This is a genomic window from Calditrichota bacterium (assembly GCA_013152715.1).
Classification (GTDB): Bacteria; Zhuqueibacterota; Zhuqueibacteria; order Thermofontimicrobiales; family Thermofontimicrobiaceae; genus 4484-87.
Genome location: JAADFU010000121.1, coordinates 38,589 through 55,292 on the forward strand (window position 1 = coordinate 38,589; position 16,704 = coordinate 55,292).

Annotated in this window: 11 protein-coding genes; 2 read left to right on the forward strand and 9 right to left on the reverse strand. The window is 45.3% G+C overall.

Features of this window, described 5'->3' with window-relative positions; translation table 11 throughout:
- Positions 1-1,560 carry a citrate lyase subunit alpha gene (gene citF / locus GXO74_09885; protein ID NOZ61977.1) on the forward strand — a complete coding sequence of 520 codons (1,560 nt, stop codon included), beginning with the start codon at positions 1-3 and terminating at the stop codon, positions 1,558-1,560.
- A gap of 272 nt (positions 1,561-1,832) precedes the next feature.
- Positions 1,833-2,102: a hypothetical protein gene (locus tag GXO74_09890; GenBank protein NOZ61978.1), complete on the forward strand. Its 270-nt coding sequence runs from the start codon at positions 1,833-1,835 to the stop codon at positions 2,100-2,102.
- A 105-nt stretch (positions 2,103-2,207) separates the two neighbouring features.
- On the opposite strand, the gene GXO74_09895 is transcribed toward GXO74_09890, so the two are convergent.
- The 9 genes from GXO74_09895 to GXO74_09935 form a co-directional block, all read right to left on the reverse strand.
- Positions 2,208-2,900, reverse strand: a complete 693-nt coding sequence (locus GXO74_09895) for a PrsW family intramembrane metalloprotease (protein NOZ61979.1) — start codon at positions 2,898-2,900, stop codon at positions 2,208-2,210.
- A gap of 83 nt (positions 2,901-2,983) precedes the next feature.
- Positions 2,984-3,547 carry a dTDP-4-dehydrorhamnose 3,5-epimerase gene (gene rfbC, locus GXO74_09900; protein ID NOZ61980.1) on the reverse strand — a complete coding sequence of 188 codons (564 nt, stop codon included), beginning with the start codon at positions 3,545-3,547 and terminating at the stop codon, positions 2,984-2,986.
- A 311-nt stretch (positions 3,548-3,858) separates the two neighbouring features.
- Positions 3,859-4,080: a DUF2905 domain-containing protein gene (locus GXO74_09905; GenBank protein NOZ61981.1), complete on the reverse strand. Its 222-nt coding sequence runs from the start codon at positions 4,078-4,080 to the stop codon at positions 3,859-3,861.
- 10 nt (positions 4,081-4,090) lie between these two features.
- Positions 4,091-4,834, reverse strand: coding sequence for a glutamine amidotransferase (locus GXO74_09910; protein NOZ61982.1), 744 nt, complete (start codon positions 4,832-4,834; stop codon positions 4,091-4,093).
- Between the two features lie 272 nt (positions 4,835-5,106).
- Complete coding sequence (gene mscL / locus GXO74_09915) at positions 5,107-5,559, reverse strand: large conductance mechanosensitive channel protein MscL (protein ID NOZ61983.1); 453 nt, start codon at positions 5,557-5,559, stop codon at positions 5,107-5,109.
- Positions 5,560-5,653: 94 nt separating this feature from the next.
- Positions 5,654-5,977 carry a hypothetical protein gene (locus GXO74_09920; GenBank protein ID NOZ61984.1) on the reverse strand — a complete coding sequence of 108 codons (324 nt, stop codon included), beginning with the start codon at positions 5,975-5,977 and terminating at the stop codon, positions 5,654-5,656.
- Between the two features lie 324 nt (positions 5,978-6,301).
- A complete protein-coding gene (locus GXO74_09925) occupies positions 6,302-9,847 on the reverse strand; it encodes a T9SS type A sorting domain-containing protein (GenBank protein ID NOZ61985.1) in 3,546 nt (1,181 codons plus the stop codon).
- Between the two features lie 215 nt (positions 9,848-10,062).
- Positions 10,063-12,510, reverse strand: coding sequence for a T9SS type A sorting domain-containing protein (locus tag GXO74_09930; GenBank protein ID NOZ61986.1), 2,448 nt, complete (start codon positions 12,508-12,510; stop codon positions 10,063-10,065).
- Positions 12,511-13,342: 832 nt separating this feature from the next.
- Positions 13,343-16,704: T9SS type A sorting domain-containing protein (locus tag GXO74_09935; GenBank protein NOZ61987.1), on the reverse strand; the 3,362-nt coding region annotated here is incomplete at its 5' end.

Genomic DNA, 16,704 nt, shown 5'->3' on the forward strand with positions numbered 1-16,704 from the left:
ATGAGCGAAAAATTGGTTAAAAATGCGATCGGCAGATTGGTTCCCACTGAAGTCAACGGCAAAAAGGCAATTCCCTTTCAAGGCGTGGCTAAATTTCATCCCACCGGGCGCAAAGCAGCGCCTCCGATTGCCACTTGCGCCGACTACCCGGATGATGGCAATAAAATTGTCCCCGATCTGAAAACTGCTCTGCAAAAAGCCGGTTTGCAAGACGGCATGACTATTTCCACGCACCATCATTTTCGCAACGGCGATCTTGTCGCCAATCAGATTTTCGACATTGCAGCCGAATTAGGTGTAAAAGACCTGATGTGGTTTCCCAGCGCATCTTTTCCGTGCCACGCGCCCATCATCGATCATCTCGAAAGCGGCGTGGTTCATCACATCGAAGGTTCCATGAACGGGCCTCTCGGCGATTACTGTTCTCACGGAAAAATGCGCGGACTGGGCGTGTTGCGCTCCCACGGCGGCAGATACCAGGCGGTGCAGGACGGCGAAGTTCACATCGACATTGCCGTAATCGCCGCGCCGACGGCCGATCCTTTCGGAAACGCCAACGGGCTCACCGGCCAGTCGGCGTGCGGATTGCTCGGTTTTGCTCTTGCGGATTCGCAGTATGCGGACAAAGTCATTGTCGTGACCGACAATCTCGTTCCTTTTCCCTGTGTGCCGTGGCAAATTCAAGGAAATTACGTCGATTACGTGGTCGTGATGGACAAAATTGGCGAGCCGGAAAAAATCATCTCCGGAACGACCCAGATCACGAAAAGCCCGGACAGACTCATGATCGCTGAAATGACGGCGCAGTTTGTCCGCGACACCGGGATTTTGAAAGACGGATTTTCTTTTCAGGCTGGCGCCGGCGGAACCTCGTTAGCTTTTGCCATTTTTCTCAAAGAAATGATGAAAGAGATGGGCATCAAAGCTCGATTTGTGCGCGGCGGAAGCACGCAATATCTGGTGCAAATGCTGGAAGAGGGATTGACTGATTACATTCTGGACGGACAAACTTTTGATCTCGAAGGCGTTCGCTCCATGCGCGAAAATTCCAATCACGTCAACACCAGTCCTTTCACGAGCTACAATTATCATGGCAAAGGTAATTTCGCCTCTATTATCGACGTCGTTGTGCTCGGCGCGACCGAGGTTGACGTCAACTTTAACGCCAACGTCGTCACCCATTCCGACGGGCGCCTGCTTCACGGTATTGGCGGCTGGCAAAATTGTCTTTTTTCCAAATGTACTATTTTGCCCATTCCGTCTTTTCGCGACAGGATTCCGGTGATCGTGGACGAAGTGACTACCGTTTGCGGGCCCGGCGAATTGATCGACGTGATCGTTACGGAGCGCGGCATTGCCATTAATCCGAAACGGCAAGATTTGATCGAAGCCACAAAAAATTCGTCTCTGCCCATCAGATCGATTGAAGAAATCAAAGCGGAAGTGGAAGAAATCATCGGGGGCAAACCGCAAAAACCGAAGTTGGGCGACAAAGTCGTAGCTGTGGTCAAATGGGTCGACGGCACAATTCTGGACAGCATTTATCAGGCGTTGGAATAATTTTCCCGAAAATTTCAAATGTGTAACTGCCCGATTTTTGGAATAAAAATCGGGCTTTGTTTTTTACAGACCCAATTATTTGTTTTTATTTAAATTAAAAGCAGAGCTGATTATCCTCAAAAATTTATTTTTAAAAATCAAAAATTGCACACAAATACCCTCGAAATTTACTTTCAAATTATTGTCTTGAAAACCTGATCTTTTTTTATTATTTTATACGAAAATAAAAAGGAGTGTTTGGGGGAAACTGGCGACAAACAAGGGGCTGCATCATGGAGAGATTTTTGAGATTTAAAAATGAAGTTGACTTGTCCACTCTGCAACAAGCAGTACAAAATCCGGGTATCGTTGTTCTGAGAAAATCGCAAATCACCGACACCATCCAGGTGCGCGTGCCCGAAGGCATGTCCAATAAAGAGTTGAAAAAACTTTTCGGGCCTTTTGAAATTACCAAAGTTTACAATGAATTTCCCTATCCGATTCAGGAATCCGGGTTCAGCAGATTTCTTCCCTGGCCTATTTCTCGATTATTGGTGCGCTAAAAATACATCGACCTGCAAAAATTTGCTCTCACCCGAATAATCGGAGTAGCGATTAATTCCCGCGCTGGTTTTTTCTATTGTCTTAGTGCGAACAAAAAATCTGCGTCAAAAGCTCGCGCTCGCTTCCGTCGCCAAGCGGTATTTTGCCTGAAAAATCAGCAGAGAAACAGCGAAAATCGACAGTACACCGAAAACCGTCATCGATTTTGCCCCGGCCGTTGAAACGAGAATAAAATCGTAAAATCCGTGAATAGCAATGGCATAAACGAGTCCGGTGAGAATGTGTTTTGTCTCAGCCATTGCGGAAGAAGATAATTTTGCCAAACCGATGTAATAGCCCATGATTCCTGCGGTCAGAAAGTGCATGGGCAATGCCGTGAAATAGCGCCAGACCGCCACGCCGACACCGCCGATGATCCCGTACAAAAAATTTTCCATCGCGGCGAAACCGAGCGCCGCCAAAATCGCGTAGGCGACGCCGTCGATGAGTTGATTGAATTGCATTTGATTGTAAACGAAAAAAATGACGACAGCCAGCTTGAAAAATTCTTCGCTGAATGCCACCACGGCAAATGATTTAACAAAAAAACCGGCAAACTGTGACAAATCCAACATCCCCTGTCCGCGGGAAAGAATTAATTCCAAAGACAGGGCAGGCAGTGTCACCACCAATCCCACGAAAAAAGTACGCGCAATCATCCGTTTTGGTGCTTTTCGTTTTCTGTCGCGATAGAAAAAATACCCTGTGATGAGAAAAGATGGTGCCGCTGCCACCAATAGCAGCAGTAAATAATGCATGAAATAGCTCCGTCCCTTTTGTGTTCCTCAATTGGTGCGAAAAATAAAAAGCAGAGCGAAAACCACCCCTTTCTTTTTCGTTGCTACTTCCCTTCGTAAAAAAAATTATTATCCGCCTGACTCAACGGCAGTAGATTCGCATCTTTTTCCGAGACGATCGGATTTGCCAGTTGCCAATCAATGCCAATGACCGGATCGTTCCACAAAATTCCCCGATCGTGGTCGGGCGCGTATTCGTCGCTGGCTTTGTAAAGCACATCTGCCTCGCCGCTCAACACACAAAATCCGTGCGCAAATCCCGGCGGGATGTAAAGCATGTACTTATTTTCCGCAGTGAGCCGCTGTCCCACCCATTTGCCGAAAGTCGGAGAGCCGCGCCGAATATCAACCGCGACATCGAAAATCTCGCCGCCGATAACCCTGACTAACTTCGCCTGAGCGCGGGGATTTTTTTGGTAGTGCAAACCGCGCACAACGCCGTGCACTGAGTGGGAAAAATTGTCCTGAATAAATTCAATGTCAATGCCGTTTTCGCTAAATTCGGATTTTTTGTAAGCCTCTAAAAAATATCCTCTCACATCTTTCCGGATAATCGGTTTAATCAAAATAATATCAGAAATTTCCAGCCGTTCAAAAGTAAATGGCATTTGCATCTCCTCAAATTCGATTCAGGATTTTCACCAATCGGGTCCGCCCAATTTAATGCGGTAGATAATCAAAATCTCGCGTCAGTTCTGCTTGCAAAAATGGTTTTCTAATTGTTTTTATTAAAATTAATATTTTTTCCCATGCAATTTCCTTTGAATCATTGAAGTTAAGACATTAAAATAGAAAATTTCCAGGGGTAATGCAAGCAAAAAATTACTTTTCAAAAAAAATTCCTTTTGATGAGTTTAATAGAAGCTGTTTTTGAAAATAATCTGACTTACGCGTTTCAAAGAGTAAAATAATGTAAAATTTAGCGCTTGAAAAATCGAAAAATCAACGACAAAATAATGCTGAGCAAAATCATCGTTGTCAACGGGAAATAAATTTTCACATTTGGTTTGTCGATCACGATATCGCCGGGGAGACGTCCGAAAGGTATTTTGCTCAGATAAGGCCAGAACAGTCCCAAAACCAAAAGCGCCAATCCCGCGTAAATGAGAATTTTTTGCACGAGTTTTCCCTCCGAACACATTTAAATTATCTCACGAAGCAGAATTGCTCTGAGTTCCGACTTTTTTTAAACAGAGCTGACAAAACCGCTGCAAAACACCAGTCGCTGCCGGCGTCTCCTGAATTTGAGAAAAAATTTGTTTCGGATTTTGTCCTTCCCGACGCAATTTTTCCTGTGCCCGCTCCACGTAGCGACGCACGATGTGCGCGTCAAACTCGGGGTGAAACTGAATTCCCCAGGCGAACGGCGGAAGCAAAAACGCGCCAATCTGACAACGATCTGTGTGAGCCAGTGAGACTGCACCGTCCGGAAGCCGGGTTACGGACTGCGAATGACTCATGTGCACGAAAAAGGGAAATTCCAGCGTTCCAAACAACTCATCGCTTGCTGCCCCGGGAAATGAATGCAGCGCAACTGTGCCAATTTCCGTCCCATCGGGATTGTAATCCACAGCGCCGCCCAGCGCCTGCGCCAACAACTGGTGGCCGTAACAAATTCCGAGAACAGGGATTTTTCCGACAACAGAATCAGCGAGCCAGACAGCAGTCCTTTGACTCCAATCATGCTTGTCCGTCACCATGTTGTGCGAGCCGGTGAGAATAACACCGGCGAATTGACGGACATCCGGGAAAAAAGATTTTTCCGCGGGATTGAAAATTAGGAACCGCTCGCTCGCCACTTTGGATTTTTCCCTGACCCAATTTTCGAAATCGCCGCGTTCGCGAGCCAGTGACGAAAAAGTGAAGCCCAATTTCACGATCAGAATTTTAGCCATAGCAAAACCCTTTTCTCCAATTACAAAGAACCGGAATCACTCTTCACGAGCAACTCCGGTCTGCGCAATTATCTTGATTAAACTCATCAAAAAATTACTCACACAAAGACACCAGGACACGGAGAAAAAATTTTTGTAACTTTGTATCTCCGTGTGAGGGAAAATACAAAAAATCTACCCACACAAAGACGCCAAACCACAGAGCAAAAATATCTTTGGGACTCCGTGTCCTCCTGTGAGGATTCGGCACAAAAATTACTCCGGGAAAAAATCTATGCCGATAATTCCGACGTACAATGCGGGCAACGCGTCGCTTTGATGGGAATGGTGCTCAGGCAAAACGGGCACTCTTTTGTCGTCGGCGCTGGCGCCGGAGCCTCTTCTTGTCGCTGTATACGATTGATCGCCCGAATAATCATAAAAACGGCAAACGCCACAATGATGAAACTAATCACGGTATTAACAAAAACGCCGTAATTCAAAGTTACCGCACCGGCGTCCTGCGCCGCTGCCAAAGAAAGATAGGGACCTGCCTGCGCTCCGGATTTGAGAACGATGAACAAATTGGAGAAATCAACATTCCCCAGCAACAAGCCGATAGGCGGCATGATGACGTCCGCCACCAGAGATTTCACGATGGTACCGAACGCCGCGCCAATAATGATACCTACTGCCATATCCACGACATTTCCGCGCATGGCAAATTCTTTGAATTCTTTGAGCATAGAGTCCCTCCCGTAAGTGAATGATTAATTTTCGCCAGTTACGCTGCCATTGATAGCGCCAAATAACTACGTTCTTCAAAAAACATTTCCGGAATCAGACCATTGCCCGGCGCAGTTTATTTTTCAATTTTTTGATTTCCAGCCTCACTTTTTTCAATTCTGCGTAATTTTTCGCCGTAATGGCTTCATCCCGCTGTTGTTTGAGCGCTTTGATTTGCGATTTGATCTTCGTCTTTTCGATTCCCACAGCGCGATGGTGCTCGTGCATGTCAATGTTTAACGCTTTGCACAACGCCTCAATCAAATGCTCCTTATTCAATTGCGTGTACCCTTGAACAGCTTCGTGCTCGATTCCGGAAGCAATCTCTCGCAACTCTGCCACGGTCTTGTGTTTCAAATCTTTGTACGTGTACTCCATTGCTCAACTCCCATTTTAATTATTCCGCAAATTTTTTATTTCTGAAAAATGGAAATTAATTTTCTCCTACTACAATTTGTGCTTTGCAGATTTACACTTGCGATAAATCTCTAATTAAGATGGCAATATTTCCTAAAAATGTCAAGTGAAAAATGAATGATTTTGAACGTCCCTGAAAAATTTAAGAAATTTTCAATAAACTAATTTTCATTATCCCCAAAAATAATTTTGCAAAACGATGCCTATAATTTTTTTCATAATTAAACGAAAACCGTTCAAACCCGTCGGGGTTGCCCTTCAGAGAAATCGGGCTTGCGATAAATTTTACTTCAAAATTGCCATTTTCCGAATTTGAATTTCATTGCTTGCCTCCAAACGATAAAAATAAACGCCTGAGGTCACGCGGAAACCGGAATCATCTTTGCCGTCCCAGACGACCATTTTTCTGCCAGCAGATTGAACGCCTCGCACGAGCGCGCGCACTTCCTGTCCCAGAGAATTGTAAATTTTTAAATTGACAATGGTAGTCGCCGGCAAATCGTATCTGATCGTCGTCGTCGGATTGAACGGATTCGGATAATTCTGATAAAGCGCAATTGTGGACGGAAGCTCTGGTTTGTTTTCGCTGATCCCAGTGGTGAGCGTTTGAATGACAAAGCAGCTATCTGGACCGGGCCAATCCGTCAGCGGGCTCAAATTTGTCACAATTTCGCTCGCCGATTCGATGCCGTTGCCGGCAATGTCATAAAAGTGAAAACTCCCGCCGATGTGATCCTTGAAACCAATCATGGCGCCCAAGTCCTGACCGCTAAAAGTGCCCGCCTGCACTTGTCCGTAGTGATATTCGATGACATTGGAAGTCTCGTACAGACGAACCTGAAAATTTACCCTTGTGGTAGTTGAGGGATCCCAATAGGCGCGCATATTTTTCCATTGAATTACCAAAACGCGATTCGGAGCAGAACCCAGCGTTCTGTAGCTCACTTTACCGCCGCCGTCAGGGTTCAAATCTTCCCACCAGGGGCCTAACGCTTTCGAAGGCCTCGAAGTAGAAGCTAACCGTCCGTTTTCGTTGGCGCCGACTGAACCGAGTTGGTTGGATGTGGAAACTCCGCGCTCTGATCCGGCTGCACCCGTTCCGAATTCACACCAGCCGTTGGCGCAAATCTGGATTTTGTCGTATTGGTAAAGATCGTAAGTGAACGGAAAGGGTAAATTAACTGTGGCATAGTCGTCATCGCCGAAAGAAAATTGGCTTCCGCCGATAATTTCCTCATACGCTCGATATTCTTTTCGAACTGTTGCACTGGCCAATGTCGGAGCACTGGTCACGTTCATGCTTTGTCGCGTCGTGTCATTTTTCGGTTGCGAGGCTGTGCCGAAATCAATGAATTGAATCTCATATTCGCCGATTTCGTGCGGGATAAGTTCACCGGCAAAAGTTACTGTCTTTGTTTCTTTCGCCTGAAGATCGCTGAATTGTTGTGAATTCGAGTAAACTTCCGCTTTTGCCGGATCAATGACCCTGAGCATCACCGTCGCTGTTTCGCTCAACGGTTCCGAGCCCTGATTGGTCGCATTCACTGAAAACTGAAGCGGCGTTTCCGCCAGGACCGCTGTGGGAATTTGACTCAATGCATAGACCAGATAAATTGTCGGCTTGAAAAGCAGCGGTCTTTGATAGACGCCGTTTCCGTGCGTCGCCACACGGATGTTGCGGTTGGCGGGAGAAATGCTTAAATCCATTGCCATGACTGCCTCGGGCAAGCCTTCATTGAAATTTTGCCAGCTATTGCCGCCGTCAGTGGAAGCGTAAACGCCAACATCATTTCCCACATAAACGTGATTCGAATTCAAGGGATCAATGGCGATCGCCAGAGTTGGCACGTCAGGCAGCGAACCGGTGATGTCTGTCCAGCTAATTCCCGCATCTGTTGTTTTGAAAACGTGCCCGGCACCAAAGCCAGCAAATACAACGTAAACTGTATTCGCATCGTCGGGATCAATGGCAATGTCCATGGGGTAGCGATCCGGCAAATTGTTAGTGACTTTCATCCAGTTGTCGCCGCCGTTGGTTGTTTTGAAAATATTGGCGCGCGTGTACAAAGGCGCTGTACCCACGTAGACGATGTCGGGATTCCTGGCGGCAACTGCCATGGAAAGAGCGAAATTGCCATCAAGCAGTGCGCTGTTGTTCGTCGCGAACCAGTTTTGTGCCCCGTCTATCGTTTTGAAAATTACTTGTCTGCCGGAATACAAAACAGATGGATTAGAAGGAGAAATTACATAGGGCGCGACAAAAGCAGCTGCGCCTCTCATGCCGTTTGTCGCTGATGAGAACGATTGCCCCCGGGTTAGCGATTTTTGAATGCTGTTGTACTGATACTCTCCGTACAAAATATTATCGTCAAGCTGGTTGATCGCAGTCCAGCAGCCGTCTCCGCCAATGACCAAATTCCAATCTTTGCTGCCCAGGTAAATAGCGGTATTGTTATCTTGCAAACCGCCCATTGCCAAATTCGAATCGCTGGCAGAATTTGAAAATCCATTGTAAAATTGCGCCGTTTGCAGACCATAGCCGATATTTTGGTAGCTGTCGCCGAAATCTGTGCTGCGATAGACGCCTCCGTCGCAGGCAATATAAATGATGTCCGGATTTTGCGGATCATGAGCATAGTTGTGATGATCCACATGAGGGCCGTAAACCGAATTGAGCGTGTAACCACCATCGTGCGATTTGTAAATATTCACCCCGGCATGGATAACCTGATTCAAATCATTCGGATGAACTGCAACCCAGTGCGCGAAAAATCCTTGATAGCGAGGGACATCTTCATCATTCACGAGAGTCCAGGTGTCGCCGAAATTGTCGGTTCGATACAGACCAATGCCGCTCAGGCTATCTGCTACACTGGCGAAAACAATGTCCGGATTTGCGGCATAGGCTTCGATGAGCGTTTTCCCGCTGAAATTGGGAACACCATTTAATTTTTTCCAGGTCATGCCTGCATCTGTGGAACGATAAATTCCGGAATTGGCGCTCCCCAAATTTCCGCAAGAAACCATAATTTTTGTCGTGTCTGTGGGATGAATAACGATATCCTCCCCCATGAAAGCGTCCAATACTAATTGCCAGCTTTTTCCTCCGTCAACGGATTTGTAAATTCCCTCTGACGTAGCTGCAAGTACAGAGTTCTCATTCAACGGGTTGATTTCGATGCACTGGACACCTCGTTCCTGGTGCTGCGTCCAATCCAGACTTTTCTCCCAGGTGGCGCCGCCATCGCTTGTTTTCAAAATGCCGATGCCGTAGCTGCCGCGCGTGGTTCGGATCACGGTGCCGCCGATGGAGCGTTTGTAGCCGTAAACTTCGCCGGTACCAATATAAATTTTATTTGTGTCCACAGGGTCGATAGCGATTGCCATGACCCCCAGGGTAGGAAATCCGGTGTGCACACGATGCCAGTTTTCACCAGTCGATGCTTTGTAGGTTCTCCACAAACCACCGCTCGCGCCACCAGCGTAGAGCGTTTCCTGATTTTTAGGATTCACCGCCAGACTGATCATTCTGCCCGGCACATTGTGCGGACCCATGGATTGCCAGGGTGACAAATCGGTCGGAAGCTGATTGGTCTTGCGCAAATTCAATTGAGTTTTTTGAAAAGCTTTGAAATATTTATCTGCTGGGATGTCCTTGTACGGATAAGCGCGCAAACGCGTCCAGAAATTCAATGCTTCCATCGCCCCAGACATTCGATGTTGTTCACGATTTAGTTTTTGAAAATGAAAATCAAAAAAAATCGCCAAAAGAGGCAACAAGATGAGCAGCGCTGATACGATGAGCAATCTAATAGATTTTTGGGGAATCATTTTGGAATCCTCTAATTTGATTTTGATAGCGGATGCACGCAAAAGATGAGGAACACCAGTTATTTGGAAGAAATTATTGCAATAAAATTTAACATTTAAATTGAAAAAGTCAAGGGAAAATTTACTTGCAGATTCAAACAGGCGTTTGCTGGGATAGCCTAATCAAAAGATGTACTCCACCTTTTAGGTGAAGTACATCTTTTTAAGTAAAAAAATTATTTCATCAAAATCATCTTATTCGTCTGACTGAAACTTTGCTTTGCGCCAGCGGCTTTGAAATGATAAAAATAAATCCCGCTGACAACTTTGACGCCGCTGTTATCTCTGCCGTCCCAGGTTACCGTATGAAGTCCGGCGGATTTTTGACCGGAGACGAGAGTGCGCGCCAGGTGACCGTTGATGTCGTAAATATTGAGCGTGACGGTCGCCGGTTCCGGAAGCGCATAATTGATTTGCGTCTCCGGATTGAACGGATTGGGATAATTCTGTGACAGATTGTAATCATCCGGCACAGTGTATTTCTTGTTATCTACGGCAGTCAAAATAACTGAAACCGGGCCGTAAAAACTGGTGTCGCCGGTCAGAGAAACGGACTGTAATTTGTAATAATAACTTCCCATCTGCGTTGAGTTGTCCGGATACGAATAGTTGGCGCCGGTAGTGGCATTCCCCTGCGCCGGAATCAGATTTTCATTGATTTTTGCGTACTCTCCGTTTTCAGACTGACTGCGAAAAATATTGAAACCGGCGTTGTTTGGTTCGGTTTCCGTCGTCCATTGCAGCAAAATGCCATCCTGACTGATGTTAGCGTAGAAAGATGACAGCACGATATTGGTCGGCTGGGTGCCGTTGCCGGTTACCTGAATGTCATAAGGATTTTCGTCATCATCGTTGTTGGCAATATCCATATCAAAACTAAAAGCACCGGCAGCGTCCACATCAAACGAAATTTGCAGCGTGCCAGTCCCACCCGCAGCGACATGCAGCGGCAGACCGGTTACAACGGTGAAATTACTGCAATTCGTCAGATTGGTAGCGCTTACTGCGGTCACATTAAGTTGAGCCGTGCCGGCAGTGTTGTCTATGGTGTAGGTCAGATTTACGGTGCCGATATTTTGATTGCCCACATCGTCAGTGCCGCCGTCGGCTATGGACGTTCCAGCCGGACGCTGGACATCGATTTCTGCTGCTGATTGTTGCTGACCATACTTGGCGACAAAGATATCATGACCACCGGCGCTGGTCAGGGTCGTCTCATTGGCCTCGCCGGCGCCAAAGATGGCTGAGCCCTCAAAATACCCGGTCACCAGGCTGTTGCTAGCGCCATCGCTGGCGATGCCACGTCCTTGATCATAGTCTGTTCCGCCGGCGCTTTTTGCCCACAGCAAGGTGCCGTTACCATCGTATTTGGCGATAAAGATATCATCGAGACCGGCGCTGGTCAGGGTCGTCTCATTGGCCTCGCCGGCGCCAAAGGTGGCTGAACCCTCAAAATATCCTGTCACCAGACTGTTGCCCGAGCCGTCAGTGGCGATGCCGTTTCCATCATCATAATCTGTTCCGCCGGCGCGTTTGGCCCACACTAAGGTGCCGTTACCATCGTATTTAGCGACAAAGATATCATCACTCCCTGCGCTGGTCAGGGTTGTCTCATTGGACTCGCCGGCGCCAAATGTGGCTGTGCCATTGAACATCCCAGTCACCAGACTGTTGCCTGATCCATCAGTGGCGATGCCAAGTCCATCGTCATAATCTGTCCCGCCGGCGCGTTTGGCCCACAGCAAGGCGCCGTTACCATCGTATTTGGCGACAAAGATATCATCACTTCCTGCGCTGGTCAGGGTCGTCTCATTGGACTCGCCGGCACCAAAGGTGGCTGTATTTTTGAAATATCCTGTAATCAGACTATTGCCTGCGCCGTCGCAGGAGATGCCATATCCATAAGCACCAGAGGTTCCGCCGGCGCGCATTGCCCATAGCAACGTGCCGCTGCCGTCGTATTTGGCAACAAAGATATCATAACCACCCGCGCTGGTCAGGGTCGTCTCATTGGCCTCGCCGGCGCCAAAGGTGGCTGTACCCTGGAAATATCCTGTCACAAAGCTGTTGCCCGCGCCATCGCTGGCGATGCTATGTCCATCATCATTAGATGTTCCGCCGGCGCTTTTTGCCCACAACAAAGTGCCGCTGCCGTCGTATTTGGCGACAAAGATATCATGATTGCCCGAGCTGATAAGGGTCGTCTCATTGGCCTCGCCGGCGCCAAAGGTGGCTGTACCTTGAAAGTATCCTGTCACCAGGCTGTTGCCCGCGCCATCGCTGATGATGCCATATCCACCTTCATTAGATGTCCCGCCCGCGCGTTTTGCCCAGAGCAAAGCGCCACTGCCATCGTATTTGGCGACAAAGATATCCTCGCTTCCTGCGCTGGTCAGGGTCGTCTCGTTGGACTCTCCTGCGCCAAAGGTGGCTGTACCTTGAAAATATCCTGTCACCAAACTGTTGCCCGCGCCATCGCTGGCGATGCTATGTCCTTGATCCCAACTTGTCCCGCCCGCGCGTTTTGCCCACTGCAATGCATCGGCCTGGGCAAATGATGCCACCGAGGTTAAGAGCAAAAATGAGAATAAAACGAGCGTAGTAGTTAAATAACTTTTTTTCATTTTTCCGTCTCCCTATTAGATGTTCTATTTTTAAGTGTTAAGGGAATTACTAAATTAAGTCGATTCAAGTAAAAGAATATTTTGCTGTTGCTCCCGTTTAATATAATTCATGTCTTTTTAATATAAAATTTTGTTCAGTTCGGAGAAACGAGCAAAGTCATTTTTAATTCCTCCTGTTTTCGTGATGTATGAGCTATGCTGCAAACTAAATATTATTTTGAATTCCCGTAATGCCTAATCTGAAAACTGGTCTGACACAATATGATTGGCAAATGCAAGAAAGAGGCCACAACGCTAAAATTGAATTAGTAACCAGTCTAATGTTTTACCATATCTAAAGCGTGTATATCAGATTGACAGAGCAAGAATTTTTCTTACTTTATGAGTGGAGATAATTAGGGTATGAAACAAAATATTTTTGGGAATTCGTCTTCGGCGTAGGTAGTATCAGCTTCTGCTGAAATGAATGAGGCATAAGGAATTTTCAGAAAATATATTCTGTTTCCATATTAACAAATTTTTTTCTAAGGGCCAGAGTGCTGAACAATTAATAAATGACATTTAAATAAATTTGCTACCCCCAATTTAATTTTTATGAATGATCCGATTTCAGTTATTATAAAGGAAATTAACAGACTTAACCAGTCTAAAAGAAATCAGATAGAACTAATAATTAAATGTTTATCGCTAATAGTATTATTAATATACAAAAATTAGCAAAAAAGTCAAGGAATTTTTTTGTGAATTTAAAATAATTTTTGCGTGAAATTTGATAGCTATCAATATGAAAGATGTACTCCATTTTTGAAGTGGAGCACATCTTCTCAAAAATTTATTTCATCAAAATCATCTTGTTCGTTTTGCTAAAAATCTGATTTTTGCTTACAGCTTTAAAATGATAAAAATAAATTCCACTGACAACTTTTGCGCCGGCATTATCTCTGCCGTCCCATATTGCGAGATGCACACCAGCCGCTTGTTTACCTGAAACCAATTTTCGAACCAGATGGCCATTGATGTCGTAAATTGATAGTGTCACCTGCGCCGGTTCGGGTAATGCGTACTCGATACTTGTCTCCGGATTGAACGGATTGGGATAGTTTTGCGAGAGTGCATAATTGTCAGGGATGGTGTTTTTGTTTATATTTGCTGAAGTTAAAATTATAGAAATTGGTCCATAAAAGGTGTTTTGACCTGTTAAGGCTGTGGATTGTAATTTGTAAAAATAATTTCCTGATTGCTCCGGTGAATCAAGATATGTGTAATTGGTGCCTGTGGTGGCATTCCCTTGCGCAGGAATTAAGTTGTCATTGACTTTTGAATATTCCCCATTTTCTTGCTGGCTGCGGAAAATATTGAAGCCTGCATTATCAGGTTCGGTTTCTGTGCCCCATTGGATCAGGATACCATTTTGATCTAATTCGGCTGTAAAATAAGAAAGTGTTATATTCGTCGGTTGCGGATGTAACGGGATGTTATTATTAATAATGACTGGATCACCAACTTCTAAATGAAAGTCCCAATAATAGGGATTATCCCCGCAATTCCAGTTAGTCATTTTATTACTTGTGCCGTCCTTGCTGCCCGCACCCACAACATAAGGATTGGGATCGGTCGCCGGATCAGGATCAAGTTTGCCGGATTGTTCGCTACAGGTTGAACTTAAATTAAAACCTGATGGGGGATTGTAAGATAAGGTGTAATCTCCATTTTGAGAAATAGTAAACTGATAATAACCACTTGAGCCATCCTGAATAATATTTACCCCTGCTGACGGTGACACCGAAATCGTACCTCCGGAAATAATGTCACCGTTATCTTCATTGTAAATCCAGCCGCTGGGGTCGTAGTCCTGATGGTCAGGAATACCGTCGCCGTCGCGATCTGCGTCTCCTTCTTCAGCATTTTTTACGCCATCATCATCAAAATCATCATCGACCTCTGTGCACGTTGAATCTTCGTAAGGTGCAGTGTCAGGATCGTCGGTGATTTCGTCGTCAAAATTGCTTCCTGAAACAAGTCCTTGATTGCAAAGATGAGTGATATTGGCAGGAATAGAGCTGTTTACGGTCACGTCAAAAGTAATTGTATCAACTCCGGTCGTATTAAGTAACGTGCCAATATTGACTTCAACTTTTGTGTCGCCAGCTCCATTTCCTGAAGTCACAGTGCCTTGCGTTGAGGAGACAGAACCGGTTACCAACGTCGTATTTGCATCAGGCGTGTCGCTAAACACAGCATTTTTGCCGTCTCCGTCGCCAGTATTTGTGACAACGGTTGTATAGCGAATTTGATCGCCAGGGTCGGCAAGACCATCTCCATCGTTGTCCGTTATTAAAGTATCGTCCTTTGTTACATCAACATCCGGGGGCAGAGTTATCGTTACCTGATAATCTTCCACTTCGCCATTCATTGAAAATCCGCCGGGACCAGTTAAGGAGCTAGCGTCTGTGCTGACGCGAAAACGAGCAAATGTAGCTGAAGCAGCACCGGTGGGAACTTGCGGGAAAGTCAACGATACAACTCCCGAAGCGGAAGTCGTGGAAGTCGCTGATTCGCCTGCATCAAAATCCCCGTCACCGTCGTAGTCGATCCACCCTTTGACAGTGGCGGTATTCCCTGTGTTATTAACTACATTAACATCAATAACCGGAATCATGCCTTCGCTTATTTCCAATTGCGCAGGGTCTATTCCGTCTTCGTCGTCTCCGTCTGCGTCTGTATCATCACCGTCGGCATTTGCTGTTCTTTGTCCGTCACTTTCAGAATCTATCAGGGAGCCGAGATATAAATCTGATGAAATTTCATGACGGGGACCGTTATTTGCCAATAAAGTGGGATATTCTTCTGGCTTTGGAGTTACTTGTGGAGCATCTCCATAATCAAGACAGTAATTCGGATACTTAACAATTTTATCACGGTTAATACTAACGAGTAAATCCGCATCTCCATCTCCGTCAATATCAGTGGCATCAATGGCATTTATTGTTTTACCAAATGATGAAATAGCATTTTCACTCCATGAATTTCCATTCTCATACCAGCGAATATTATCGCTTGAATATGAGACAATGTCTAAATCCCCATCTCCGTCAACATCGGTTGCTAAAATATCCTTTTCGTATTTTGCACTATTTGAAACGATTGTCTCATTCCATGAATTACCATTTTCATACCAAAATAGTTTATTATCCGTACCAGAATTCGAAATAACATCAATGTCTCCATCGTTATCAATATCAGCAGCAAAAATTCCAAGTGCAGAAGGATTATTTGTTGTAATTATTGTTTCATTCCAGGAATTGCCATTTTCATACCAGGCAACTTTATTATCAAGGGAAGAAGCGCAAAGGACATCTAAATCCCCATCATTATCAATGTCAGCAGCAAAAAGGGCGGAAGCACCTTGTGCAGTTGTAGTAATTATTGTTTCATTCCACGAGTTCCCATTTTCATACCAGGCAACAGTATTTTCCTCACCGAAAGCAGCAATAATATCCTGATCTCCATCTCCATCGATATCAGCCGCAAAGATATCATATAGACGCGTCAAACTACTTGTAATTGTTGTTTCATTCCACGAGTTTCCATTCTCAAACCAACGGATAGTCACTGGCATATTATTAGCACTCACAACATCAAGGTCACCATCATTATCTATATCAACTGCTAATATTTCTACTACACGGGGAATGTAATTTAAAATGACAGTTTCATTCCATGAATTGCCATTTTCACACCATGATATTTTTGAAGAACCAATACCACCCGAAAAAGCGCAGATTACATCAATATCACTATCTCCATCGATGTCCCCACCTTTAACTCTGAATGGAGAAATAGGAAATTTGGGATTAATAGTTATAACGATGTCATCAGTTCCTGGAATGTATTGATAATTTCCACATCCATTTTCTGTTTCGATGATGAACTGCCAAGAAAAGGGATTTAGTAAGCTTTTTCCATTTATATCCTTAATGCCTGAAGTGAGAGTAATAGTGATTATTTCTCCATTTTTAAAATCGTTATCCGGATCAAAGGTAACGTTTTCGTTACTAATGGCATAAATCCCAGAAATTTGTCCAGTTACAGAACCATCCACGTTAAAAGTATTCTCATCAATTGTCCCGGCGTCAATATTTTCGCTAAATTGTATCTGGATATTTGAAGTAACCGCTACATTTAATTCATTCT